27 protein-coding genes and 1 pseudogene are annotated in these 22,185 nt (G+C 59.9%); 13 read left to right on the top strand and 15 right to left on the bottom strand.

Annotation, left to right across the window (positions count from 1 at the left end; translation table 11 throughout):
• Positions 1-362 precede the first annotated feature (362 nt).
• From phoU to ACH2ED_RS11545, 4 genes are all read left to right on the top strand, one after another.
• Positions 363-998 carry a phosphate signaling complex protein PhoU gene (gene phoU / locus ACH2ED_RS11560; protein WP_395091165.1) on the top strand — a complete coding sequence of 212 codons (636 nt, stop codon included), beginning with the start codon at positions 363-365 and terminating at the stop codon, positions 996-998.
• A complete protein-coding gene (locus ACH2ED_RS11555) occupies positions 995-1,282 on the top strand; it encodes a hypothetical protein (RefSeq protein WP_395091163.1) in 288 nt (95 codons plus the stop codon). The genes phoU and ACH2ED_RS11555 overlap by 4 nt, the downstream gene beginning before the upstream one ends.
• A 35-nt stretch (positions 1,283-1,317) precedes the next feature.
• Entirely contained in the window at positions 1,318-2,055 is a 738-nt protein-coding gene (locus ACH2ED_RS11550) for an HAD family hydrolase (protein ID WP_395091161.1), read from the top strand.
• A gap of 221 nt (positions 2,056-2,276) precedes the next feature.
• On the top strand, positions 2,277-2,663 hold the full coding sequence (locus ACH2ED_RS11545; protein ID WP_395091159.1) for a hypothetical protein: 387 nt from the start codon (positions 2,277-2,279) through the stop codon (positions 2,661-2,663).
• Positions 2,664-2,666: 3 nt separating this feature from the next.
• Here the strand turns inward: ACH2ED_RS11545 and ACH2ED_RS11540 are convergent, their stop codons facing one another.
• Entirely contained in the window at positions 2,667-2,864 is a 198-nt protein-coding gene (locus ACH2ED_RS11540; protein WP_395091158.1) for a hypothetical protein, read from the bottom strand.
• A 179-nt stretch (positions 2,865-3,043) separates the two neighbouring features.
• Here ACH2ED_RS11540 and ACH2ED_RS11535 point away from each other — a divergent pair, with 179 nt between their 5' ends.
• The 4 genes from ACH2ED_RS11535 to ACH2ED_RS11520 are packed head-to-tail and all read left to right on the top strand — an operon-like array spanning position 3,044 to position 6,669.
• Positions 3,044-3,571 (top strand): RNA polymerase sigma factor, encoded by a 528-nt coding sequence (locus ACH2ED_RS11535; protein WP_395091156.1) that lies wholly within the window; start codon positions 3,044-3,046, stop codon positions 3,569-3,571.
• Entirely contained in the window at positions 3,568-4,503 is a 936-nt protein-coding gene (locus tag ACH2ED_RS11530) for a FecR domain-containing protein (protein WP_395091155.1), read from the top strand. Before ACH2ED_RS11535 ends, ACH2ED_RS11530 begins: the two co-directional genes overlap by 4 nt.
• An 11-nt stretch (positions 4,504-4,514) precedes the next feature.
• Complete coding sequence (locus ACH2ED_RS11525) at positions 4,515-5,633, top strand: hypothetical protein (RefSeq protein ID WP_395091153.1); 1,119 nt, start codon at positions 4,515-4,517, stop codon at positions 5,631-5,633.
• A 19-nt stretch (positions 5,634-5,652) separates the two neighbouring features.
• Entirely contained in the window at positions 5,653-6,669 is a 1,017-nt protein-coding gene (locus ACH2ED_RS11520) for a serine hydrolase domain-containing protein (protein ID WP_395091151.1), read from the top strand.
• On the opposite strand, the gene ACH2ED_RS11515 is transcribed toward ACH2ED_RS11520, so the two are convergent.
• Complete coding sequence (locus tag ACH2ED_RS11515; protein WP_395091149.1) at positions 6,666-7,481, bottom strand: TIGR00282 family metallophosphoesterase; 816 nt, start codon at positions 7,479-7,481, stop codon at positions 6,666-6,668. The genes ACH2ED_RS11520 and ACH2ED_RS11515 overlap by 4 nt on opposite strands.
• 48 nt (positions 7,482-7,529) lie before the next feature.
• On the opposite strand from ACH2ED_RS11515, the gene rnd reads away from it, so the two are divergent.
• Positions 7,530-8,708, top strand: a complete 1,179-nt coding sequence (gene rnd / locus ACH2ED_RS11510; RefSeq protein WP_395091147.1) for a ribonuclease D — start codon at positions 7,530-7,532, stop codon at positions 8,706-8,708.
• Here rnd and trpC read toward each other — a convergent pair.
• Genes trpC through ACH2ED_RS11475 form a run of 7 tightly spaced genes read right to left on the bottom strand, consistent with a single transcriptional unit; the run spans position 8,670 to position 14,659 of the window.
• Positions 8,670-9,482, bottom strand: a complete 813-nt coding sequence (gene trpC / locus ACH2ED_RS11505) for an indole-3-glycerol phosphate synthase TrpC (RefSeq protein ID WP_395091146.1) — start codon at positions 9,480-9,482, stop codon at positions 8,670-8,672. The two genes, rnd and trpC, sit on opposite strands and share 39 nt — an antisense overlap.
• 5 nt (positions 9,483-9,487) lie before the next feature.
• Positions 9,488-10,507, bottom strand: coding sequence for an anthranilate phosphoribosyltransferase (gene trpD, locus ACH2ED_RS11500; protein WP_395091144.1), 1,020 nt, complete (start codon positions 10,505-10,507; stop codon positions 9,488-9,490).
• A 21-nt stretch (positions 10,508-10,528) separates the two neighbouring features.
• Entirely contained in the window at positions 10,529-11,530 is a 1,002-nt protein-coding gene (locus ACH2ED_RS11495; protein WP_395091143.1) for a metal ABC transporter permease, read from the bottom strand.
• Positions 11,527-12,267 (bottom strand): metal ABC transporter ATP-binding protein, encoded by a 741-nt coding sequence (locus tag ACH2ED_RS11490; protein WP_395091141.1) that lies wholly within the window; start codon positions 12,265-12,267, stop codon positions 11,527-11,529. The genes ACH2ED_RS11495 and ACH2ED_RS11490 overlap by 4 nt, the downstream gene beginning before the upstream one ends.
• Positions 12,268-12,270: 3 nt before the next feature.
• The gene (locus ACH2ED_RS11485) at positions 12,271-13,104 is read right to left on the bottom strand and encodes a metal ABC transporter substrate-binding protein (protein WP_395091139.1); all 834 of its coding nucleotides are present in this window, start codon (positions 13,102-13,104) and stop codon (positions 12,271-12,273) included.
• 8 nt (positions 13,105-13,112) lie between these two features.
• Positions 13,113-14,231, bottom strand: coding sequence for a hypothetical protein (locus ACH2ED_RS11480; protein WP_395091138.1), 1,119 nt, complete (start codon positions 14,229-14,231; stop codon positions 13,113-13,115).
• Between the two features lie 44 nt (positions 14,232-14,275).
• Positions 14,276-14,659 (bottom strand): DUF2946 family protein, encoded by a 384-nt coding sequence (locus tag ACH2ED_RS11475; RefSeq protein WP_395091136.1) that lies wholly within the window; start codon positions 14,657-14,659, stop codon positions 14,276-14,278.
• 58 nt (positions 14,660-14,717) lie between these two features.
• Between ACH2ED_RS11475 and ACH2ED_RS11470 the strand changes: the two genes are divergently transcribed.
• Positions 14,718-15,311, top strand: coding sequence for a hypothetical protein (locus ACH2ED_RS11470; protein WP_395091134.1), 594 nt, complete (start codon positions 14,718-14,720; stop codon positions 15,309-15,311).
• 249 nt (positions 15,312-15,560) lie between these two features.
• Here ACH2ED_RS11470 and ACH2ED_RS11465 read toward each other — a convergent pair whose 3' ends face one another.
• Positions 15,561-16,349 (bottom strand): FkbM family methyltransferase, encoded by a 789-nt coding sequence (locus tag ACH2ED_RS11465; RefSeq protein WP_395091132.1) that lies wholly within the window; start codon positions 16,347-16,349, stop codon positions 15,561-15,563.
• Positions 16,350-16,422: 73 nt separating this feature from the next.
• Between ACH2ED_RS11465 and ACH2ED_RS11460 the strand changes: the two genes are divergently transcribed.
• Genes ACH2ED_RS11460 through ACH2ED_RS11450 form a run of 3 tightly spaced genes read left to right on the top strand, consistent with a single transcriptional unit; the run spans position 16,423 to position 18,479 of the window.
• Positions 16,423-16,908 (top strand): hypothetical protein, encoded by a 486-nt coding sequence (locus ACH2ED_RS11460; RefSeq protein WP_395091131.1) that lies wholly within the window; start codon positions 16,423-16,425, stop codon positions 16,906-16,908.
• Between the two features lie 3 nt (positions 16,909-16,911).
• Complete coding sequence (locus tag ACH2ED_RS11455; protein ID WP_395091130.1) at positions 16,912-17,778, top strand: ComEC/Rec2 family competence protein; 867 nt, start codon at positions 16,912-16,914, stop codon at positions 17,776-17,778.
• A 50-nt stretch (positions 17,779-17,828) separates the two neighbouring features.
• Positions 17,829-18,479 (top strand): Spy/CpxP family protein refolding chaperone, encoded by a 651-nt coding sequence (locus ACH2ED_RS11450; protein ID WP_395091129.1) that lies wholly within the window; start codon positions 17,829-17,831, stop codon positions 18,477-18,479.
• 3 nt (positions 18,480-18,482) lie between these two features.
• On the opposite strand, the gene ACH2ED_RS11445 is transcribed toward ACH2ED_RS11450, so the two are convergent.
• The 5 genes and pseudogenes from ACH2ED_RS11445 to ACH2ED_RS11425 form a co-directional block, all read right to left on the bottom strand.
• Positions 18,483-19,628, bottom strand: coding sequence for a hypothetical protein (locus ACH2ED_RS11445; RefSeq protein ID WP_395091127.1), 1,146 nt, complete (start codon positions 19,626-19,628; stop codon positions 18,483-18,485).
• Positions 19,622-20,695, bottom strand: coding sequence for an acetoin utilization protein AcuC (locus ACH2ED_RS11440; protein ID WP_395091125.1), 1,074 nt, complete (start codon positions 20,693-20,695; stop codon positions 19,622-19,624). The genes ACH2ED_RS11445 and ACH2ED_RS11440 overlap by 7 nt, the downstream gene beginning before the upstream one ends.
• A 35-nt stretch (positions 20,696-20,730) precedes the next feature.
• The gene (gene leuD, locus ACH2ED_RS11435; RefSeq protein WP_395091124.1) at positions 20,731-21,330 is read right to left on the bottom strand and encodes a 3-isopropylmalate dehydratase small subunit; all 600 of its coding nucleotides are present in this window, start codon (positions 21,328-21,330) and stop codon (positions 20,731-20,733) included.
• A 4-nt stretch (positions 21,331-21,334) separates the two neighbouring features.
• Positions 21,335-21,961 (bottom strand): Uma2 family endonuclease, encoded by a 627-nt coding sequence (locus tag ACH2ED_RS11430; RefSeq protein ID WP_395091122.1) that lies wholly within the window; start codon positions 21,959-21,961, stop codon positions 21,335-21,337.
• A gap of 4 nt (positions 21,962-21,965) precedes the next feature.
• Positions 21,966-22,085: pseudogene (locus ACH2ED_RS11425) on the bottom strand (class I SAM-dependent methyltransferase); the annotation flags it as partial.
• Between the last annotated feature and the right edge of the window lie 100 nt (positions 22,086-22,185).

Here is a 22,185-nt window from a genome sequence, read left to right as displayed (position 1 = left end):
TTGTCGAGTGGACTGGCAGTTTCGCACTGCAGATGCGCGACTAAAGTTGAAAAGACTCTATCCAATCATCCATGCAAACTAACGAAGTGCGGCACTAGAGAAGGTCTGTCGTCTTGGAATGATTCATCCGGGCGCGCTCCCTGGGTTTGATGAGGCTTTGAAGAATAAAAACGGGTTTGCGGCTCCAATGAACGGGTTTACGGCTCCAAAGGAGGCCCAGGCTGTTGTAAGCTAGGGGGCGTTTAGTGCCGATCCTAGCTTCGAGGTGGGAGAGATTCTGCTTTGGGATGGCCGCCAACATCTACGATTTTGGCGAAGGTATTGAACAAAACAGTTGATATATTTGATACACTAGGCGTAGAGTGGCAAAATCAAAACAACCTTTTGAGGAAGATCTCAAAGAGCTGCGCCGCACTCTTCTGGAGATGGGAGTCGCCGCCGAGGAGATGGTGGGAGATTCCGTAACGGCACTGATACGCCAGAACACGGATATCGCCGATGCCGTGATCGCACGCGATGCCCTTGTGGATCGCCTGGAGCGCGATGTCGAAGCAAGCTGTCTACGTCTTCTGGCCAACAAGTCGGCATCGGGCAGCGAGCTGCGTCATATCACGGCCTCCTTACGTGTGGCCATTGACCTGGAACGGATCGCGGATCACGCCGTAGATATAGCCGAGACAACAAAACGCCTGGGAGCAGAAGCGATCTACAAACCACTTGTCGATATTCCTCATTTTTCGGAAATCGCACAGACCATGCTCCGCATGACTTTGGATGCCTTTGTCCGGCGAGATCGCAAGCAGGCTCCTGAGCTAATCGCAGCCGATGATGAGGCGGATGCACTCTACAAACACATGCGATTTGAGCTGAAGACAATTCTTGAAACCGATCCACACTCCGTTGCTCAGGCGATCTCGCTACTCTTTGTGGCACACTACCTGGAGCGGATCTGCGATCACTGCACCAATATCGCCGAGCAGGTAGGGGCTGCCTCATGACCGATTCAACTGCCAATTCCACTGCTGACCCCACTGAGGAACTCATTGAGACTTTCCTCGAAGGAGCCCCACGTGCGGAGACTTGGGGGGCACTGCGCCATGCCCTAGAGCTACGTCTGGAAGCTGCGCAGTCGGAAAAAGAGATCCAGACCTTGCACCAGCAGATCGCAGCGCTCGCTCAGGAAGAAGCGATCACGCGCTTTGTCGAGGACTCAATTCGTGTCACAGCCGTGCGACCGCGTGGAGGCGAGTTCGCCTTCGATGACGACGAATTCGGAGACTAGCTCCTAAACCCAGTGGTTTTGCGGTATAACCAGGCATGCGTTGCTTGAAGGGGATCTTTTTCGACCTTGACGACACACTGATCAGCACAAGCGTGGCGATGCACGCCGCGCTGCTCGCAACCCTACCTCTGCTGCCCAATCAGAATATCCAAACCCTCGCCGCCGCCCTCGCCGACTCCTACCAGGCACTCTGGGGCTACGGCACTCCCGGCTATGCCTCTCTCAAAACAATCCTAACACCCGAACTACGCTGCCTACTCACCAATGAGGCTCTAAGCCGCCTAGGGATCCAGGATGAGGATTTAACACGGGCTATGATGGCGTGTTATGCCCAGGCGGAGAGAGTGGCCTTGCAGCCGCTGCCCGGTGTACAAGAGACGCTCGAAAAACTACAGCCCCACTTTCAACTGGGGGTTATTACCAATGGCCCCTCACATATACAGCGAGAAAAACTTGCTCAGGTCGGGCTGGCGACCTACTTCAGCGTAGTTATCGCGGACGCTGACTTTGGGGCTCCTAAACCCGATCCACACCTCTTCGCGTATGCCGCGCAGCAGCTCGGGTTGCGCTCTTGTGAACTTATGTTTGTTGGTGATTCCCCGAGTGCAGATGTCGCAGGGGCGAACACATCGGGCTGGATCAGCGTCTATTTAGGTAAGGAGACCTGTCTTGAGGCAACTTTTTCCATCTGCCGATTCGAGGAGCTACTCCAGCTCCCTCCTCTTCAGGAAACAAAAAGACCTTGCATTCCTACACAAGGTCGCCGATACTAGAGATTAAAGTAATGTTAGTACGCCCAAGTCTGTTGGAGCTTCTTGCTCCACGTCTCTGGACACCGGATCAGGGACCGGCGGGCTTGATCGTGCTTCCTCCACCACGAAGACTGGCTCTCGTGGTAGAAGGGCAGCTCGTTAGGGTGGGAGAAAATCGGAGCACAAGAGAGGCTTCGGAGCAAAGAGAGCAGTCTCAAGCAACACCAGGAGGGTTAGTCATTGTGAGCAGTTCACGAAAACGGGAGCCTGCCCGCACGATCGGACATCCAGATCTTGCATCCGGAGCCAGTGTCCAACGCGGCGATGTCCTCTATGTCTCCATTGCGGAGGCGGTCTACCGAGAGTCGCGGGGAGAGGCAGTGGAGCTCCACTTCGAGTCCACGGAGGAAGACAACGACGCTCTGCGGGAGCTCCGTGTGCGGGCGCGCAACCGCTGGGAGAACGACCGCCTACCCGATGGCTGGACGCGCCCCCTGCCCCTGCCCGCGCCCTCCCCCAAGAAAACGGGGCTCCCTGAGGAGCTACGCGCTCTTGCAGAAGAGTGGAATAGCCGTCAGAAGCCCCACGCAGAAAACATAGTAAACACGGAAATCGAAGACGAAGATTAAAGATCAGGGTGCTTCTGCAAGGCGCAGACGTCCCGTTAGCTCCGTAGGAACAATCCCCTCGAAAGGCCGACGAACTTTCCCGTTGCGCTTAAGCTCTCCGACGATCTGCATGGCTGTTTTGATTGGGATCGCGAAGCCGATATTCTGCGCACCGGAGCGCACCTGCGAGAACTTGATCCCGACCGTAGAACCAGTCCTCACGGCTATCAAACACCGTCCGGCTCTGGCGTGCCGTCGTGTCAATCGCCAACACAGAGGGGGCCGCAATCCGAGCCGCCTGCACAATCGGCTCTTTCTCAGCAGAGTAAAAAACAAAGTTCCCTAAAGTCAGCCACGGTGAAAGAAATCACGCGTCAGAGACGTCTAAGAAACAAATCACCATGTTGGCTGAGCTTCTTACCCGCCGTCGAGCGGCCCGCCCGGATCTGAAGAGTGTCTTTGATGCCCACAAAGACCGAGTCTTCACTGTGGCGCTCGTCTGCCTGAACGGGGATCATGCGGCAGCAGAGGATGCGGCTCAGGAGGTCTTTGTGCGGCTCGCAGGACGGCTGGGGCAGTTTCGCGGTGAAGCAAAGCTCTCCACCTGGCTGCACCGGGTAACGGTGAATATCTGCCGTGATGAGCAGCGCCGCCGCCAGCGCGCCCAGAGGCTTACCGTAGATACCGTAGAGCAACAGCCAGAAGTAGCCCCATCAGTGGACTTTCTTTCTCGCCGGGAGCTCCATGTGGCCATTGAGACCCTACCAGAGAACCTGCGCGCACCGGTCTTACTGCGTTACTTTGAAGGGTTGAGCTACGAGGAGATCGCGACAGTGCTTGACTGCCCGCAAGGAACCGTCGCCACACGGCTGCACCGGGGCCTCAAACGCCTCGCGATATATCTGGGGGAGGAGGAGATCGCACCATGAACGATAATTTGCCCGAGACATCCCTTAGCAAACGTTTGCTGGAAGACGCGGCGCAAATCACCCCCGCACCCTCAGGGCTCTGGGAACGTGTGGAAAACAAACGAAGCAAAAAGCCGTTTCCGACGCGTATTTTTGGCCTGGCTCTGGTCACAGGTGCCCTCGTGCTCGGACTGACTCTACTTTTGCGCCCTAAGGCTAAGACAGTGCTCTCGGACTGGCGTTTGGATAACCGTGCGGTGGCTATTGGGGAGACACTGGAGGCTGCACGCAGCGCACTCACACTGGCCGCACCGGGGATAGGGACGCTGCAGCTCGCTCCTGGGAGCCGCGCCCGCATTCTGGAGAGTCGGCCCGGTCGGCAGCGGGTTGGTCTCGAATCGGGCAGCCTCAGAGCGAAAGTCACCGCTCCTCCCCGGCTCTTTGTCGTCGAAACGCCGTCGGCGACGGCGACCGATCTGGGCTGTGAGTACTCCCTCACCATCGTCAATGAGGAGCGCGGGCTTGGCATTTTTCGCCATCGCAGTGGCTCGATTCTTACCGTGACATCCGGGTATGTGGAGATGGTAGATCAAAAAAAGCGGACGGTTCTTGTGCCTGCGGGTGCCAGTGTCCAGGTCATGCCCGATGGTCACCAGGGCCTTCCCTGGTACGGAGACAACCCTCAGCCTGTCGCCGACTACGACGCCACGGGAAAACTGGCTCCCCTGCTCGCGGCGCTCAAAGAGCCTGCCGACACCCTGACGCTCTTTCATTTGTTGCCACGGGTCACGGGCGCGGAGCGCAGCGCCGTGCTGGACAAGCTCCTCACCTTCACGACGCTCCCAGGAAGCGTCACCCGCGAGCAGGTGCTCGCTCTCGACTCTAAAGCTCTGGCGACCTGGCGCGAGGAGCTCAAGCTGCTGTGGGGCGGTGCCGCACAGCTCGGGATCTAGGAGGAAAAAACTTGCAGAAGCCATTTATCGTGCACGAGTGGGGGACTTTTCTGGCAATCGCCGGATCGCATGGAGTGACACTAGAGGGAATGTCGCACGAGGAGCACCCGCTCCCTGACTTTGTCCACACCCTCAAAAAAGACAATGTGTTCCCCAAATTCGTCACCCTCAAGGGCGAGACCCCTGTCATTTACTTCTACACGGATCGGCCCCGCAAAGTGCAGGTCGGGGTGGACTTCCCCACGGGGCTCTGGACACACTGGTTTCCCTCGGCGATGCGTGTCGGGCGCTACACCGGAGCCGATCCTACCCGCAACGGACACATTGGCTGGGTCGCTCAGATTGCCCCTCCCTCGCCACAAGATCGTCTGCCAGAGATCGCTCCCGATTCTCTGTGGCGCTTTGCTCGCCAGGTGCCACAGGCGGCCACGGTGCAGGTGACGGCAGGTAGCGGGGAGACGGAGCGCTTTCTATTCTACCGAGGTCTGGGCAGAGCCAATCTCCCCGTGCAGTTCTTCCCTGAGAAAAATGGGGGTCGCCTCGTCGCTAGTGTCCCCGTCCAGCGTGTGATTGTCGTGAGTGTGGAGCAAGGAAAGCTCACCTGGAAGCCGATTATGGATTTGAAGGCGGGACAGACTTTAGAGGGCATCCGAACCAGGCTACGCCCGGGGACGGTGGCAGACATTGCGCTGCATCTAACCCATGGCCTGGTGCAGAGTGGACTCTTTCCCGATGAGGCGGCGGCGCTGGTCAATACCTGGCGTTCTAGCTACTTCGAGCACGATGGCCTGCGTGTGCTTTTTATTCTGCCTCAGACCTGGACGGAGACATTTATCCCGATGCGCGTGTCGCCTAAGCCCGATCCGTTTATCCGGGTGATGGTCGGGCGGATCGAGGGCCTCACTGTCGGGCGTGAAGCGCACGTGGCGGCGGCAGTGCAAGGCTTTACTGCCCACCCCGAGACACACTTTGCAACTCTGGCGGCGCAAGGGCGCTATCTGGAGCCGATCCTGCGCCGTCTGGCAACCCGCCCCGCACTACGGTCACTCTACGAGAAGCTCCTCGGCACGGAGTTTGTCCGCACGGGTAAAGGAGATGCACTCGCGCTTCGCAACCAGCTCGCTCTTTGATGGGGTACTCTAAAAGCCTATGCAAGCGCAAGAACCCCTTGAGGAGATTCGCCTCAAGCACGAGCTGCCCGCGCTCGGAGCGGTGGCGGTAGTGGACGGGAAACCGCAGGCAGTCCTAGTAGTCGGCACGCGCAAGTTTGGCGGGACGGAGCCCGCACTCGCAACCGATGCCTTCCACCTGGGCTCCGATACCAAGGCCATGACAGCGGCGCTGATTGGCCTCCTCGTAGACCAAGGTAAGCTAGGCTGGAAGACCACTCTGGGCGAGGTGATTGCCGAGACGCCACTAGCCTGGAAAGCCACCACCATCGAGGCCCTCCTGGCGCACCAAGCGGGCCTGACAAAGCTGGAGCCGCGGGGCAAGAGCCTGCTCTATCTGCACGGCTTTACCGGGCCGCTGGAAAAACAGCGCTCCCGCTGGCTCACGGAGCGACTGGAGAATGCACCCGACAAGACCGTCGGGGAGTTCGCGTACTCCAATGCGGGCTACACACTGCTTGGCATGATTGCAGAGCGCGTGGCAGGCAAGCCTTGGGAACGCCTGATCGTGGAGAATCTCTGGAAGCCGCTGAACATCACGGGGGGCGGGTTTGGTGCCCCCCCCCTAATGTGGCAACACCGCCTCCAGAGCAAAAAACTCCAGCCCCTTGCCCCTTCGCTGCTAGCGGACAACCCACCGCTCATGGGGCCAGCGGGCGTGGCGCACCTGCCACTGGGAGAGTGGGCGAAGTTTGTGGCGGTCTTTGCCGATCCTGAGCACCAGACACTCCTCAAACCCGAGACGCTTACCTGGCTGAGCACACCGTCACGGGGGGGAGATTACAATGGCGGCTGGATGATCACTGCTCGCCCTTGGGCGGGCGGCACAGCACTGACGCACGGAGGCAGCAACACGTTCAACTTCTGTGTGGCCTGGGTTGCCCCCCAGAAGCGCTTCGCGGCACTGGTGGCCACCACTGTGGCAGGCGACGACGCCACCCAGGCCTGCGACGCCGTGGTGGGGATGCTGATCCGCCGCTTTCTTAAGCCCGGCTAGAGCTTGGCTAGGGGCTCCACCGCCTGAAGATTCACCTCGCTCCGACGGAGACGCTGGATACTCTGAGCCTTCCCCGTGCTCTCATCGAGATCAACGACCACGCCACAGAGGGTGCCGTAGCTATCAGCGACTTGGAGACGGTGGGGAAGCTGGGTCTTGAAGCGTGCAAGGGCCGCCTCGATATCCATACCGATCACGGAGTCCTCTGGGCCGCACATCCCCGCATCAGTGATATAGGCGGTTCCTCCGGGCAAGATACGCTCATCGGCGGTCTGGACATGCGTGTGGGTTCCCACCACGACAGAAGCACGTCCTGCACAGTGCCAGCCAAAGGCCGTTTTCTCGCTGGTGGTCTCGGCATGAAAGTCAATAAAGAGTAAGGGGGTCTGCTCAAGCACCTGCGTGATAATGGCATCGGCAGCGCGGAAGGGATCGTCCACCGGCTCCATCAGCGCCCGCCCGATCAGGTTGGCCACTCCTATCAGTGTGCCTTTCTTGGTTCGGAAGAGCCCCCAGCCACGCCCCGGCGAGCCCGGCGGGTAGTTGGCGGGACGCAGCACACAAGGCTCATCGTCTAGTAGATCCAGCTCGTCCGTTTTGGCCCACACGTGGTTTCCGGTGGTAATCACATCCACCCCACTGGCACGCAGTGCCCGCACAATGGAGCGGGTCACCCCGCGCCCACCGGCTGCATTCTCCGCATTGGCAATCACCAGCTCCGGCGCAAACTCCTCGCGTAGCTCCGGCAAGAGGCCAACCACCGCATCACGGCCTGGCTTTCCGACAATATCCCCGAGAAACAAAATACGCATTCGTTGGGATTATACGCGCAAATTAGAAAGATGGTTTAATGAGAGCCTATGCAGCCCCTCACCCGCCATGCAGAGCTGGATGCTTTCTGCACTGAGCTGAAAGGCCGTCTTGCCGACGACCCGCGTCTTGCCCTCGATACGGAGTTTATCCGTGAGCGTACCTATGAACCCGTGCTGGAGCTGGTTCAGGTAAGCACCTCAGATGGTCTGATTGCTTTACTAGATATTCCGGCCCTGGGTGACTTAGGCGCACTCGGCCCTCTGCTCACCGACCCGGAGATTCTCAAGATCTTCCATGCGGGTGGCCAGGATATCGAGATACTCACCAGCCTGCTGGGCGAGATGCCCACGCCCTTTTTCGACACGCAGATCGCGGCGGCGTTTGCGGGCTACGGAACACAAGTAGGCTACGGAGCGCTGGTGCAGTCGGTGCTGAAGGTGCGGCTCTCCAAAGAGGAGGGGTTCTCCGACTGGTCGCGCCGTCCTCTCACAGCCTCCATGTGTAGCTACGCCGCCGACGATGTCCGCTACTTGCACATGCTCCACGATCGGCTCATGGCGCGACTCCAGCGACGAGGCCGTACGGAGTGGGCACAGGAGCAGACCGTGCGGGTACTCACCAACGCCTCCGAAACCACTCAGCCTGAGGATCTCTGGAAAAAAGTAGGCAGTAAACAAGGGCTCAACCGCCGTGAGCTAGCGATCTTGCAGGAGCTGGCGCTCTGGCGCGACGATGAAGCGCGGCGGCGTAATAAGCCTCGCCGTACGATCCTGAAAGATGAGCCCCTGGTAGAGCTGGCCAAGCGCAAGCCCAAGACGGCCACGGCGGTGCTGGAGCTACGGGCGGTCAAGGGTGTCGGGACACGGCAGGCGGAGGAGCTTGTCCTGGCGATCCAGCGTGGCATGGAGATTCCCGAGTCCGGGTGGCCCGTTGTGGAATCATCGCCGCCGCTGGACGAGCACGGGGCCGCGCTGCTGGAGCTGCTCTCCGCCGTGGTCAAAGTGCGCGCCATGGAAGAGGATCTCCCCCCCTCGCTCCTGGCTCCCTCGGATGCCCTGCGCCAGCTCGCCATCCAGCGCACCCCGGAGATCGTGGCCTCGCTCTTCACCGGCTGGCGCGGTGAGCTGCTCAGTACGGCACTGGAAGCCACGCTGGCAGGCACCCTCTCCGTGGTCTGGGACCCTCAGCTAGGACACCTCGCCTGCCGCACCGACAGCATCACCTGAAACCAAGAGGCTACGCGCCGCCGCTTCTACATCCGTCTGGCGCATGAGCGACTCCCCGACCAGCACGGCGTGGGCTCCGGCGGCTCCCATGCGCACCACATCGCTCGCCGTGAAAATGCCGCTCTCCGCGACGGCGACGGCATTCTTGGGAAAGAGCGGCGCGAGGCGCTCGAAAGTCTCTAGCTGCACGGTGAAGGTCTTTAAGTCCCGGTTATTGACGCCAATCAGTGTCGCACCCGACTCAACAGCAAGCGCCAGCTCGGCCTCATTGTGCACTTCCACCAGCGCATCCATTCCCAAACTTTCTGCAGCGTGCCGCATTTCTGCCAGACGCGCGGGCGAGGGAAGGGCGGCGACAATGAGCAAGATCGCATCGGCTCCGGCAAGGCGCGCTTCGTAGACCTGGACGGGGTCAATCAGGAAGTCTTTACGTAGCAGTGGCAGAGGCACGGCCTCACGAACCGCGGCAAGGTAGCCCAAGCTGCCCTGAAAATAGGCCGCGTCGGTGAGTACCGAGAGGCAGCTCGCGCCGCCTGCAAAATAAGCACGTGCAATCGCCACCGGGTCGAAGTCGGGCCGGATCAGCCCCTTGCTCGGCGAAGCTTTCTTCACCTCAGCGATCAGCCTTACCCCCCCCACTAATGCCACACGAAAGCCGCGCGTGGGCGGCAGCTCCGCGCAGCGGGCGAGCAGCTTGGAGGGTGTGCTTTTTGCTTTGAGGGCCGCAACTTCCTCGCGCTTGGTGGCGAGAATCTTCTCTAAAATATCGCTCATAGATTTTAAGTGTTTTGCGTGAACGCCACGAACTGCTCTAATTTGGCAAGCGCCGCGCCGGAGTCGAGGGTTTTAGTGGCGAGGGCGACTCCCTCCGTTAGCGATGCGGTGGCACCAGCCACATAGAGCGCCGCACCCGCGTTGGCGAGCACGATCTCGCGGCGGGGTCCGAACTCGCCCCCCAGAACCGCGCGGACAGTGGCACCGGGATCGTCGCCGTCACGGGGCGCGAGAGCGTCGGGCGTGGTCTCGGTGAGCCCTAGCTCAGCAGCGGTAAGCGTGTAGATGACCACTTCATCGCCCTTGCCCTCGGCGACCAGCGTCTCACCAAACGTGGAAATCTCATCAAGGCCCGCCCTGCCATGCACCACTAAAACATGCTCCGCCCCCAGACGTAGAAGCACCCGCGCCAGCGGCTCGCACAGAGCACCGTCGTAGACCCCAAGCACTTGACGTGTCGCACCCGCCGGGTTGGTCAGTGGGCCAAGTGCGTTGAAGATCGTCCGAAAACCTAGCTCGGCGCGGATGGGGGCGGCGTGCTTCATCGCCGGATGGTGACTGCGGGCAAACAGAAAGCCGATCCCGACATCATCAATGCAGCGCCCCACGGCCTCAGGCGTGAGATCGAGGCGAGCACCAAGGGCTTCAAGCACATCGGCGGAGCCAAACTTGCTGGTGGCAGCGCGGTTGCCGTGCTTGGCAATGGCAACGCCCGCCGCGGCAGCGATAAACGCGGCGGTGGTGGAGATATTGAAAGTCTTACGGAGCGCACCGCCCGTACCACACGTGTCCACGAGGGGTCGCCGCGCTGTAATGACCTTGAGCGAGTGGGCCCGCATGCCGCGTGCAAACCCAGTGAGCTCATCCACGCTCTCGCCTTTGATACGAAGCGCCGTGAGCAGTGCCCCGAGCTGAGCAGGAGTCGCCATGCCCTCCATGATCTTGCCCATCGCCGCCTCGGCCTCAGTCTCCGAGAGCGCCGCGCCACCAACCACTTTTGCCAGAGTCTCTTTCACGAAGGGCATTGTACCCGCCTCCTCGCTCGGTTACCCCCGTAGCTTGGAGACCAAGCCACAAAGCACCAGCAGCACGGCGCTGAGCGCAACGATCATCGCGCCCGGCGAGAAGTCCCAGATGAACGAGAGATAGAGGCCGATGGGAATGGGAATCGCCCCAAAGAGCGCGGCGAGCGCGAACGTGTGGCTGATGCGCTTGGTCAGAAGAAGCGCACTCACGGCGGGAATGACGAGCGTCCCAAAGGTGAGTAAGATCCCAACAGCATGAATGGAGAAAGCAATCGCAATTCCAATGCTCAACGTGAGCAGCGTCTCCCAGAGCCGGGTGTTGTAGCCCGCTGCCTGCGCCGTGTCCGGGTCGAAGGAGACAAAGAGCAGCTCTTTCGCGAAGAGTCGGTGCAACACAAAGACAGCCACCAAGGCCGCAATCGTGAGAAGTGTATCGCCTGCAGTGACCGTGATGATATTGCCCGAGAGTAAGTCCAGTAGCTGCGTCTCGCCGCGTGGGTTCTTCGCGAGCAGTAAAATAGTGACTGCCGAGGCAAGCACATAACCGAGGCCAATCACGGTGTCCTGCCTGACTTTGCGTGGCGACCAGCGCAGAGAGAGCAGAAGCACCCCGACCAGCATCATGGCAATGGAACCCAGCAGGGGTGCCAGGCCGAACAGGAGCCCCAGCGCAACCCCCGCCGACGAAAACTGCGCCAGCGCCATCCCCACAAAGACCACACGGCGCAGAACCACAAAGACACCTAGGTACGCGCCGATCAGCCCGACGGCAACGCCCGCCACAAGAGCGCGCTGCATAAAATCCAGCCCGAAGACTTTCGCCACCGACGCGTGCGCGAGCTCGTCGGGGAGGGCCTCGTCGTGCTCGTGGGTGTGATCCGCGTGAGCCATACCTGGTGCAGGAGTCGTCGTATTCGGGCCATCCGGGGCCGTTGCCTCAGGCGGCGGCGGCGGAGCCTGCGCATGGACGCACACGGGCATGAGAGCGAGGCTCGCCAACACTACCATCAAAAGCTTCCTCAAAGTACCAGCCTCCGTCCTTCAATCTCAAGAATCTTGAAGTCGTAGTTGAAGAGTGCACGCAGGGTCTCGGGCTGCACAATCTCCGCAACCGGGCCGATCTGGAAGTGCGTCCCGCCCAGGATCGCGACAGTCTGCGCGTAGTTAGCCACAATATTAAGGCTGTGCGAGACAAGAACAACCAGCAGACGGCTCTCTTGATGAATTCGCTCGATCAGCTCCATCGTGGCAGACTCGGCGGCGATATCCATCGCGCTCGTGGGCTCGTCCAGCACCAGCACATCCGGCTCGGAGACCAGGGCACGGGCCATGAGAACGCGCTGTTTCTGGCCACCGGAGAGCTCCCGAAAGAGGCGTGGGCTCAGGTGCGGCAGTCCGACCTGCTCCAGTGCGCTCTCCGCCCGCTCTTTGTCAGCACCTCCGGGCGTTTTGAGGAGCCCGGCGCGACGGTAGCGGCCCATCAAGACGATCTCCTGTACGGTGATGGGAAAGAGGTCATCCGTGGTCTGTGCCTGGGGAACATAGCCAAAAGTAAGCGGCCTGTGGTGTGTCACTCTGCCGCCCGTTGGCAGTAAAATCCCCAGAATGGCCTTGAGCAGTGTGGTCTTGCCCGCCCCGTTGGGGCCAACAATCCCGAGGTAGCCGCCCTCGCTCAGCCCGAAGGTGAGCGAGGGCAACACGACGCGCCGTCCGTAGCCGAGCGTGGCATCGTCGAAGGTAATCAGCAGCGTATTGGTCATGGTTTAGCGCAGGGCTTTTGCGAAGCCATTGACGATGGCATCGAGGTAATCGAAATAGGTGCGGGTGCCGATGCCACCTACGGAATACGGCACCACGGCGACTTTCCCCCCCGCCTCTTTGGCGATGAGATCGGCGTACTTGGTGGAGTAGATTGAGCCCATAATCACCGCGCGTACTTTGCTCGCCTTCATGCGCTGGATCAAGTCCGTGACATGTCCCCCAGACGGTGGAATGCCCGGCTTCGGCTCTAAAAAGCCAAAGGGTGTGAGGCCGAAGCGGGTGGCAAAGTAGATCCACTCGTCGTGGTAGGCCACAAATCCCTGGCCTTTGAAGGGAGCCAGCGTTCGTTCCCAGCCCACTAAGCGCGCGTTGATCTCGTCGCTGAAGCGCTTGTAGTTGGCGTTGTAGGTAGCGCCGTGCACTTTATCCACAGCCAGAAGCGCCAGGAGAATCTCGTAGGCAACGACCACGGCATCTTTTGGATCGAACCAGTAGTGCGGGTTGCCCGCCGGATGAACGTCGCCCGATGCGCCATTGATGCCACCGGTGGGCACTTCCAGTTTCTTAATCCGCGCCGACGCGTCCACGTAGCCCGTGGCACCGCGCTGCACTTTCGGGTTGCGTGCCGAGCCTAAAAGCGCATCGGCCCACATGTCCAGATCCAGCCCACAGCGAATAAACACATCCGCGCGGGCGACTTTGACGACATCGCTAGGCTTGGCATCTATCTGGTGGTAGTTGGCCTCGGGCTTGGCAAGCGACGTAACCGTGGCTAAACTTCCGACAAGCTCGCGGGCAATCGCGGCGAGCTCCGGGGTAGTGGTGATAATTTCCATTTTTTTATCTACTCCAAACTATGCGTGTGCGGGCCGACTCCCCAGACCCACTGAAGACGAAGCTCATTGAAGCCCTTTTGGCCGGGGCGGTCGCCGTGGGTAGCTTGCAGGCGAAGGTAGGTCTGCTCGGTGAGCTGGTGGGTCTGGATAAGGGAAAAAGATTTCTCCCTACCAAGAGCCCACGGTGAGCCGCTGTCGTCGTAGCGCAGGCCGATTGAGCGCAACGGCCCCTGACGCTTGTCTATCGAGACGTAGTAGCCGTCGGCCTTGCGGGTCGTGCCGCCGCCTTTCTGGGTATGACTCAGCCACTCGCTACGCACCAGAGTCCGCTGGCTATCGAGTGCCGTGGTTCGGTAGGTAAGGTCAAGACCATCGAGTATGTTCTGCGGGGAGAAGCCGCCGTAACCGACGCCTTTACCCCGTGCCTCCGACGTGCCCAGCTCCAGATCGCCGCCGCTGCCCAGCTTGGATGAGGCCCAGAGTCGCAGGGTGATGAACGTGTCGCGGAAGCCCGCGCCGCTCGTGGGCCCTTGGCCATCTGCTGGGATATCCGCCACCGCTGTGGGCTGGCCAAAGTAGCCCGCGTCGAACTGGAGAAAGAACGTGATAGGGAACAAGTACGAGAGATAGCCACCATCGCCCGTTAAGCTTTCGTCAGCGACTAAGTTCTTGAGCACGGTGGGCTGTTCAATGTAGGCCCAGGAGTGGGGGTGGAGCTGGTTGACACGGCCAAACGGCACCTTGCGCCGCCCAACCGTGGCCGAGAGCGGCAAGTGGGCAAAGTGCAAGTCCTGCACGGTCAGATAGCCCTCCTCCACAACTGCCTCACCATTGCCAAAGACAATAAATGCATCTTGCTTAATGCCCGGGTAGACGAAGCTCTGGATCGCCAGCTCGCCGGAATCAAAGAGAAATTTATTACGATCCGGGTTGGTCTTGTCGCTGGTAAAGAGCCCCTTCACCATGCTAATAAACGAAATATCGGGCAGGAGCAAGTAACGGTTGTTACTCGATGCCTGGGCACCGGTCGAGGCCGCGACCGCATCGGGCGGTGGGGGCGGCGGAGCTACTTGTGCGAAAACAGGCGCGGCAACGCAAGCCGCGAGTGAGGCAGTGAGCCACTTCATATAAGAATTCCTTAAGTTTTACGAGATCAGGGTTGACGAAAAACTTAGGAAACAGGGGGAGCACGGGAGGGGGCATCGTGGAGGCTCCGCGAGAGCAGAAGCACACGGGGGAGAGACAGTTTAGAGGTTCGACGAAGCAGGAGTGTGGGAGCTACCGTCGCTAGAGGAAGCGTCGCAACGGCGGACGAGGAAGCGACTGTGCAGAGAGCACATGCATGCTGGTGCGTCGGTGTGGTGAAGTCACGGTGGGGAGCCGCAGAGTGATGCCGCGCATGGTGCGCCGTTGCGGCACTCGGGCGATGCTCCTGGTAGTGCCCAAGCTGCGTAAATACCTGGAGCGAGAGCAAGAAAACCGCTAAAAAGCGGCCCAAAGGCTTCTCGTATCGTCGCAGAGTACCCAGCATATCTGACTTGAGAATACCATACATATTGAAACAATTGAAGCTGAGCTGCATTTCCGAGATCTGACGGTACATGTTATTACCTTTGTTTTTACTCACCATGGCTCCGACGGCTCCCGTGCTTTCGGTGCGGACACTGCATCTCAAGAATGTCTCTCCCACACGCATCGCGCAGCAGCTCGTTGATCCTGCGGGCCGCCACCCGCTTACCGGGGAGCTGGAGCGCCTGACCCCCGATGATACTCGCAACACATTGACACTCGTAGGCACGGTGGACGCAGTGAAGACGGTGGAGCAAGTTGTCCGCTGGCTCGATATTCGCAAGCCGCAGTTTGAGCTAGAAGTAGAGGTCATGGGAGTGCCCCAAACGCCACTGAAGGGCAAAGTTCTAATCGCACAAAATGAGCGGGGAACACTAACACTCTTTGGAAAAAACAACCGCATGCAGTTCCAGTTCGTCCCGCACCTCAACCGCGATGGCACCTGTTCGGTACTGATTATCAGTGAGCAAGAAGTGGTTGTCCCCACCACTCCCGAGGGGTTACACCGCTCGGGAACCACAGCGTTTGTGCGTCTTGGTCTGGGCAAATCGGTGGCACTGGCGACGACGATTGGCCTTGCAGTCGAGAACAGCATGACCTACTTTCCCGTTCGCATCACACCACGCTTGAAAAAATAAGTATCTGTCGCAAATCTAGCGAGTTGTTTTCAACCACTCATAAACCCATCACGAGATTTGCGACAGTAGGAAAAGTTTTTCAACGGCACTCGCCTTCGGCAGACCGGAAGCGATTCACCCCCAGGGCTAAAGCCGGGGGCACTCTCTGATTTCTTGGTAGCATCGGCGACGGGGCGTGGTGATAGCCGCAGAGAGAGCTCTCGATGGAGTGGCTCGCCTACTCATCGGTGGGGCTGGCGCAGGCAGGTCTTAGCACTTTGGCAACGCCAGGAAGTTGAGTGCCTGAACGGGCGGCTGATGTAGCTGAGCAAATGTTGCGGCACAGAGGGAAGGGCCGCCTGTGAGCCAGTCGGCGCAGACAAATATCTGGTAGTTGTTTTCCGTCAAAAAGTCGTAGAGGTGCTGGGGCGCAAGATCGAAGGCTTCCAAGCCACCCAACGTGGACTCGAAAAGAATCGAGGGGCGATCGCGCTTGAGAAGCTCGGTGGCACCACGAAGCACTGCAAGCTCGCCGCCCTCGACATCCACTTTGATGAAACCGATTCGTTCGCTCGGGGTAATCAGATCATCCAAACGCGCACACTGCACCTGCACCCCTTGCGCCTGAGTAGCCATCCAGCGATTGGGGCGCAGGCTGTTGAAGCCCGATTTCCCCTCATAGAGATGAAACGCTGCCTTGCCCGGAGTGTCACTCAGAGCCAGCTCCTGAATAGTCACGGACGGATACTTCTTGCGCAGCCAGGCCACTTTGTAGGGAGTGGGCTCAAAGGCGATGTGCTTGCCATAGGGGGCGCAGCGGCAGAGTCGGCTCAGCATCGCTCCGAGATGGCAGCCTATGTCTAAACAGTTCATGTCGAGCTGGATCAGCCGACAGAGCGTTTGCTCGATGGCGCGTTTCTCATTCCAGAGCGCGTGCCACTCCGGGTACTTACCTCGCAGACGATACCAGCTCTCTTTGCAGTCCCGAACCGTGCGCAGCGGCGTTTCTAGAGGAGAGCCGATCACGCGGTAGGCAAGGTATTCTGTAGTTCTAACCATTTTTTACGACTTCGAAAGTTCTAGGCAACGAAGTGAGTTCAGTGGCAATAAACATGCCATGTATAATGTTCCTATGACTGAACTTCCCCGGGGCGTCGCGATCGCCCATATATGGACTCCTGCAGCCGAGCCGCTGACCCCTGCTGAGCTACTGGACTGCCTGACAGAGCGTGGTTTCGTGCCCGGAGTCGCGGATGAAACGGGGACGATCCATGCGGAGACGGGCCTTGCCGAGGCGCGTTTTGTGGTGGAGGGAGCCGCTTGGCACTTCTTTAGCCTCTCCTCTTCCAAGGGCAATGGCTGCACGGTGACGGCGCTCCTGCCCGAGAGCATGCCCCTCCCCGATGATTACCTCCTGAAACGCGCGGTACGTCGGCCCAAGCTGGTCTACCAGGTGGTCGCGGGCGGGCCGAGCAACTCGGATCGGAACCTCTGTGAGAACCTGGCGGAGGCACTGCTCGTGGCGCAAAATGGCGCAGTGCAGATTGCGGGGCGAGGCACCAAGGGTAACAAGCCGACAAACTACACAAACCCATGGATCGGCGAGATTAAGCACTAACCGATGCGCCGTGGGATGCTACTGCTCGCGCTGCTGGCCGGGTGCCACAGTGCACCAGAGCGCCTACGGGTCACTTTTCTAGACGTCGGCCAGGGCGACTCCGCCGTGATCGAAACGCCGTCGGGCCGGGTCATCGTGATTGATGGCGGCGGAGCTCCGGGCAGCGACCCTCAGACCGGCACAGACCCAGGGAGCCGCATTGTGGTGCCCTTTCTACGGAGCCGGGGCATCTCGACAGTGGACTTACTGGTGGCGACACACCCCGATGATGACCATGTGCAGGGTTTGCTGGCGGTCACGGAGCGGCTCGTGGTGCGTGCCGCTCTTGACTCGGGACTGCCAGCGCCACCTAACAGCCCCATGGGGCGCTTGCGTGCTCTGTGGAAAGCCCGAGGCGTGCTGGTGCACAGAGCCTATCGAGGACAGCGCTTTGATCTGGGTAAGAGTACGTCCTTGGAGATCCTACATCCAGAGATCCCTTGGCTCACCGGAACGCGCAGCGATGATAATAACAACGCTATTGTCGCACGGCTGGTCTACAAAGAAATACGGGTGCTCTTTGCGGCGGATGCAGAACTTGAGGCGGAGCAAAGTCTGCTAGGTGCACGGCAGGAGCTTGCCGCTCAGGTGCTCAAGGTGGGCCATCATGGGGGACGAACTTCCACAAGTGAGAACTTTCTGCGTGCCGCTTCCCCGCAAGCGGCGATTCTCTCCTGTGGACGTGAAAATCGCTTTGGGCACCCACATAAAGAGACACTCCAGCGGCTACTAAAGCAAAATGTGCTGGTTTTCCGAACGGATCAACAGGGTGCGCTTGCGCTAGAGAGCGATGGAACATTATTTTCCGTACATCCTCTGAGTCGTCTTTAATACTTTCTTCAGAAATGCCCAGCAAAATGAGTACTGGAGGTTCTTTTTTTATGCATAAGACGATGCGGGTGGCTGCCGTTCTGGCGGCGTTTACGATGATGAGTGTGTCCGCCTTTGCTCAGGCGGGTGGCCAAGGCGGCGCACAGGGTGGTGGACGTCAGGGCGGTGGCCAGGGCGGCGGCCGTCAAGGTGGCGGCTTCGGCGGCTTCGGTGGCGGTCAGTTTGGCGCTCCGCGTGAGGTTACCGTGGTGAGCGTCCCTAGTGCGCTTCTGGCTAAGACCCTCAGTTTGACGGGGGAGCAGGCTACCAAGATCAAGGGAATGCAGGACAAGCTCGATGAGCAGCGCAAGGCTATGCGTGCTGGCTTCGGCGGCGCGGGTGGTGCAGGCGGCGCAGGTGGCGGCGGCTTCGACCGTGAAGCGATGCAAGCAATGATGGAGCAGATGCGTGCCAAGCAGGAGCAGCTCACCAACGATGAGGCCAAAGCTAGCAAGGCAATCGAGGCGATGCTAAACCCTGAGCAGAGCGCAGCTCTCAAGGCAGCGATGCCTGGATTTAAGGCAGCGTCCGCGTTTGGACTCCTGCCCTACATGGGGGATCTGAATCTCTCGAAGGAGCAGCTTGCAGTTCTGGAGAAAGCAGCCAAAGAGCGCGCAGCTGCGATGCAACAGGGTGGTCGTCGCGGTGGCGGCGGCAACTAGCCCCTAGCTTAAACCCCGGTCGGCACCTGCCGACCGGGGTTTTTCTATTTGAACCCGGCTTTGCTTAAGAAGGGCACGGGTCTGGCGAGTGGCGAGGAGCTCGTGCCAGCCCTTTGGCTTAACCAGCTTGACCGTGGGAAGAATTCCATCGTGTGCCAGATCCGCGAGGGCATCCTCCACGCTGGTCAGGAACTCGCCGAGGCGCTTATCGGGCAAGGGAATGGCCGCAAGCTCCAGCAGATGGGGTAAGGAGAGCTCCGACTGCTCCGGGTGGTTGCCCGCATGCCATGCCAGACAGAACCCCAGCAAGATCTGGTACTTCTGCCGGATCGGGTGGTAGGCCAGGAGCCGAGGAGCCACCTGCGCCACGCTCTCCTGCATCCAGCTATGGGCTTCCTGGCCCAGATGATAGCGAAACCGGACAATGCTCTGCCCTCCGGCCTCGTGCCCCGCCTCCAGTGCCTCCAGTGAGAGAAGCCGCCCGATACTTAGGCTCTCGCTGTGCGAGGTGTGGGGAACCGAGATCCGGCTCAGGAGATAGAGATCCCGCCCTTTGGCTAGGATATCATCGCGGTGGTAGCCGCCTTTGGGCGTGGCTTTCTTTCCCTGGAAGCGCAGCAGATCCGATGCCGCCAGCGTTAAGTAGGTCTCGTGCGGCTGCCCAGCAAGGCGCTCCATCCAGAGGCTTGCCAGAGCGAGGAAGGTCTGCGCGGCGGCTGACCCCGAGCGCGTGATCTGGCGGATAGCCTGCTCTGGCCCAAAGCCCAGTACTTCGTCGAACTCCACCCGCACCTGAGCCGAGTCGCTCACCCGTGCCACCAGTGCGAGCCCGGAGGCTTCGGTCTGCCAGAGCTGCGGGGCAAAGAGCGCGGCCAATGCATCGCGGGCGGACAGGGAGTTTGGTAACAAAACAGTGCTTGGCGGCTTGAGCCCCAGGCGCGGTGCGGGCACGGCTCTAGGTAGCTCTTGTGCCAGCTCCCAGCGCTTACGCGCCTCCACCCAGAGAGCCAGTGCCTGCGTCACCTCGGGGGGCAGTGCACTCTGCTCATCGCCGGTCGTCAGGCCACTATAGAACGCCGCAAACGCATCCCGCGCCGCAGCCTCAGCGGCCAAGGCCTCGTCTTGCAGTGTCGTAAGAGGATCTACCATCTCAGGGCTCCTTGGAGTACGAAAAGCTGGCTATCGAGGTAGGTCCGCGCCGTGCGCTGCTGCTCGGCATCCAGTGTGGGCGTCTCCGTGTCGTGCAAGTCCTCCGGGCAGGGAAGCCCCGCGCAGCTGAGAGCTACCAGGGTCCAGAGCCGCTCGACTGTCGCAATATTATAGCCACCGCCCCCCGTGACCACAACGGGGATGTCTTTGCCCAGCTCCAGAAGCTTCTCCACGGCACGTAGCCAGGTGCGCGATGTCACTTCCAAGTGTGCGAGGGGATCGGCGAAGTGGGCATCAGCCCCGAGCTGCAACACCAGCGCCTGGGGCTGGAAGCGCGCAAACGCCTCGGGGACGACACTCTCAAAGCCATGCCACCAGACCTCATCGCCGCTGTAGGGAGCATACGGCACGTTGATCGCACTGCCGGGAGCGCTCTTGCCGCCCGTTTCCTCACTACTGCCCGTACCAGGAAAGAGCCAGCGGCCTGATTCGTGGAGCGAGAGCGTCAGTACCCGGGGATCGTCCCAGTGGCAGACCTGCACCCCATCGCCGTGGTGGACATCAATGTCCACGTACATCACGCGCTCTAGCCCCGCGTCCAGGAAAGTTGTGATCGCCAGTGCCAGATCGTTGAAGACGCAAAACCCGTAGGCTTTCCAGGGATGGGCGTGGTGCAGGCCGCCTGCCACATTGAACGCGATCCCAAACTCTCCGGAGAGCGTGCACTTCGCCGCATCCACACTCCCCCCGGCGTAGAGCCGGGAAGCGTCCCACATCCCCGGAAACGCGGGGGTGTCGCCCGGCCCCAGCCCGAAGCGGCTCAAGTCAAGTCCGTGGCCTGGTGTGCTCGCCCGCTGCACAATCTCTAGATACTCCGCCGTGTGCACTCGCCCCAGTAAGCCTTCCTCAACAGGCGTCGGTGTAAGGCGAGAAATGCCTCCAAAAGCTCCGAGGCTAGCGAGCTTACGATCCACAAGCTGGAGGCGGCGCTGCTGGAGGGGGTGCTTGCCGCCCAGATCATAGGCAAGGAAATCGTCGGTGTAGAGAAAAGCAGTGGGACGCGGCATGAGCACATTTTACGGCTCCGAAGCGCTTTCCGCCGCTAGGCCGCAATTTCGCGTTTGGCTTCGTAAGCCGTGATATCGGGCTCGTTTTGTAACGTCAGCCCGATATCATCGAGGCCATTGAGCAGGCAGTGGCGGCGGAAATCATCCACGGTGAAGCTCGCCGTGAAGCCGCCGGGGCCAGTGATGGTGTGGGTTTCTAAGTTCACCGTCACTTCCGCGCCAAGATTTTTTTGCAGTCGTCCCATCAAATCATAGACCGACTCCTCGGGCAAGACAATCGGGAGCATGCCATTTTTAAAGCAGTTGTTGTAGAAGATATCAGCGTAGCTCGGTGCGATAATGCTCCGAAAGCCGTAGTCCTCTAGGGCCCACGGCGCGTGCTCGCGGCTGGAGCCGCAGCCAAAGTTCTTTCCTGTCACCAAGACTTGCGCACCAGCCAGCTTGGGGTCATTGAGCTCAAAGGCGGGATTGTCGGTCTTGCCATCGGCCTCGTAGCGCCAGTCAAAAAACAGAAACTCGCCAAAGCCCGTGCGCTCGATGCGCTTTAAGAACTGCTTGGGGATAATCTGGTCGGTGTCCACATTCACGCGGTCCATAGGGGCCGCCACTCCGGTAATTTTTGTAAAAGATTTCATAGTGTTATTCTTCAAATAGGGCATCTACGGCGACGGTTAGGCCCAAAAAAGCGACGGAGACAATGCTCTCACCACTCTTGTAGGTGCCCACAGTTTCAATAGCGTCGTTGGTGAGGGAGATCACTTCGATGGTCTTGGTTTCGGCAAAGACCTGCCACACTTCTCTGACGTCCACATGGTGATAATCGGAGAGCTTGGCGGTGCGCTGGCCCGGGCGCTCAGATGGGGAGATTATTTCGACAACGAGCTCGGGAGCCGGGTCAAGCGGAGCTGGGCTATCATCAGGTGGATTCTGTCCGAGTCGCTCCTGGCTGATAAGAAGCACGTCAGGCTGGCGGATTTTCAGCGGAATGTGTCGGATCAGCACATCACAGGGAGACAGGAATGCTTTTGCCTTGCGTGTTGTCAGAGCATAACTCCGCAGAGCAACATAGAGATTGCCTTGAATGTTTTGATGGAGGCGTGTGGGAGAAGCCATCTCTTCCTTTCCGTAGCGGCGGTAGACTTTGTAGCCGTCTAAAATATCGTAGCGTGCCCGCTCTTCCGGGGTGCGGACATACTCCTCGTAGGTCATCGGGCGCGTGACACCGGGAATTTCAGAGACTTCGAGCTTCTCAGCAATGGCAGTCATGGGGCTATTTTATCGCACCGAAGGCGGCGAAGGGGCCGTTTTTATGAAGGATGTCCACGCGGGAGAAGCCCACATGCTCCAGCAAGGCGCACTGCCAGAGCAGCGGTCGCGGGGTGTCTTCTTTGCTTTAGTTTCCGCTAATCGGGGGTAGTTTGCACGACATGGCCAAAGACGATACAAGGGCTTATCACAACACAGGAAAGACCTTTGACCATGCCAAGTAC

Origin of the sequence: Armatimonas sp. (assembly GCF_043757465.1) — a bacterium.
Taxonomy (GTDB): Bacteria; Armatimonadota; Armatimonadia; order Armatimonadales; family Armatimonadaceae; genus Armatimonas.
This window is presented reverse-complemented; position numbering and strand designations above follow the sequence as displayed.

What these genes read in the sequence shown, in the direction of transcription:
- ACH2ED_RS11555 (WP_395091163.1), top strand. Translation starts at nt 995, where the DNA reads ATGACCGATTCAACTGCCAATTCCACTGCTGACCCCACTGAGGAACTC.
- ACH2ED_RS11550 (WP_395091161.1), top strand. Translation starts at nt 1,318, where the DNA reads ATGCGTTGCTTGAAGGGGATCTTTTTCGACCTTGACGACACACTGATC.
- ACH2ED_RS11535 (WP_395091156.1), top strand. Translation starts at nt 3,044, where the DNA reads ATGTTGGCTGAGCTTCTTACCCGCCGTCGAGCGGCCCGCCCGGATCTG.
- ACH2ED_RS11530 (WP_395091155.1), top strand. Translation starts at nt 3,568, where the DNA reads ATGAACGATAATTTGCCCGAGACATCCCTTAGCAAACGTTTGCTGGAA.
- ACH2ED_RS11520 (WP_395091151.1), top strand. Translation starts at nt 5,653, where the DNA reads ATGCAAGCGCAAGAACCCCTTGAGGAGATTCGCCTCAAGCACGAGCTG.
- ACH2ED_RS11515 (WP_395091149.1), bottom strand. Translation starts at nt 7,481, where the DNA reads ATGCGTATTTTGTTTCTCGGGGATATTGTCGGAAAGCCAGGCCGTGAT.
- rnd (WP_395091147.1), top strand. Translation starts at nt 7,530, where the DNA reads ATGCAGCCCCTCACCCGCCATGCAGAGCTGGATGCTTTCTGCACTGAG.
- trpC (WP_395091146.1), bottom strand. Translation starts at nt 9,482, where the DNA reads ATGAGCGATATTTTAGAGAAGATTCTCGCCACCAAGCGCGAGGAAGTT.
- trpD (WP_395091144.1), bottom strand. Translation starts at nt 10,507, where the DNA reads ATGCCCTTCGTGAAAGAGACTCTGGCAAAAGTGGTTGGTGGCGCGGCG.
- ACH2ED_RS11490 (WP_395091141.1), bottom strand. Translation starts at nt 12,267, where the DNA reads ATGACCAATACGCTGCTGATTACCTTCGACGATGCCACGCTCGGCTAC.
- ACH2ED_RS11485 (WP_395091139.1), bottom strand. Translation starts at nt 13,104, where the DNA reads ATGGAAATTATCACCACTACCCCGGAGCTCGCCGCGATTGCCCGCGAG.
- ACH2ED_RS11480 (WP_395091138.1), bottom strand. Translation starts at nt 14,231, where the DNA reads ATGAAGTGGCTCACTGCCTCACTCGCGGCTTGCGTTGCCGCGCCTGTT.
- ACH2ED_RS11475 (WP_395091136.1), bottom strand. Translation starts at nt 14,659, where the DNA reads ATGTATGGTATTCTCAAGTCAGATATGCTGGGTACTCTGCGACGATAC.
- ACH2ED_RS11465 (WP_395091132.1), bottom strand. Translation starts at nt 16,349, where the DNA reads ATGGTTAGAACTACAGAATACCTTGCCTACCGCGTGATCGGCTCTCCT.
- ACH2ED_RS11460 (WP_395091131.1), top strand. Translation starts at nt 16,423, where the DNA reads ATGACTGAACTTCCCCGGGGCGTCGCGATCGCCCATATATGGACTCCT.
- ACH2ED_RS11455 (WP_395091130.1), top strand. Translation starts at nt 16,912, where the DNA reads ATGCGCCGTGGGATGCTACTGCTCGCGCTGCTGGCCGGGTGCCACAGT.
- ACH2ED_RS11450 (WP_395091129.1), top strand. Translation starts at nt 17,829, where the DNA reads ATGCATAAGACGATGCGGGTGGCTGCCGTTCTGGCGGCGTTTACGATG.
- ACH2ED_RS11445 (WP_395091127.1), bottom strand. Translation starts at nt 19,628, where the DNA reads ATGGTAGATCCTCTTACGACACTGCAAGACGAGGCCTTGGCCGCTGAG.
- ACH2ED_RS11440 (WP_395091125.1), bottom strand. Translation starts at nt 20,695, where the DNA reads ATGCCGCGTCCCACTGCTTTTCTCTACACCGACGATTTCCTTGCCTAT.
- leuD (WP_395091124.1), bottom strand. Translation starts at nt 21,330, where the DNA reads ATGAAATCTTTTACAAAAATTACCGGAGTGGCGGCCCCTATGGACCGC.
- ACH2ED_RS11430 (WP_395091122.1), bottom strand. Translation starts at nt 21,961, where the DNA reads ATGACTGCCATTGCTGAGAAGCTCGAAGTCTCTGAAATTCCCGGTGTC.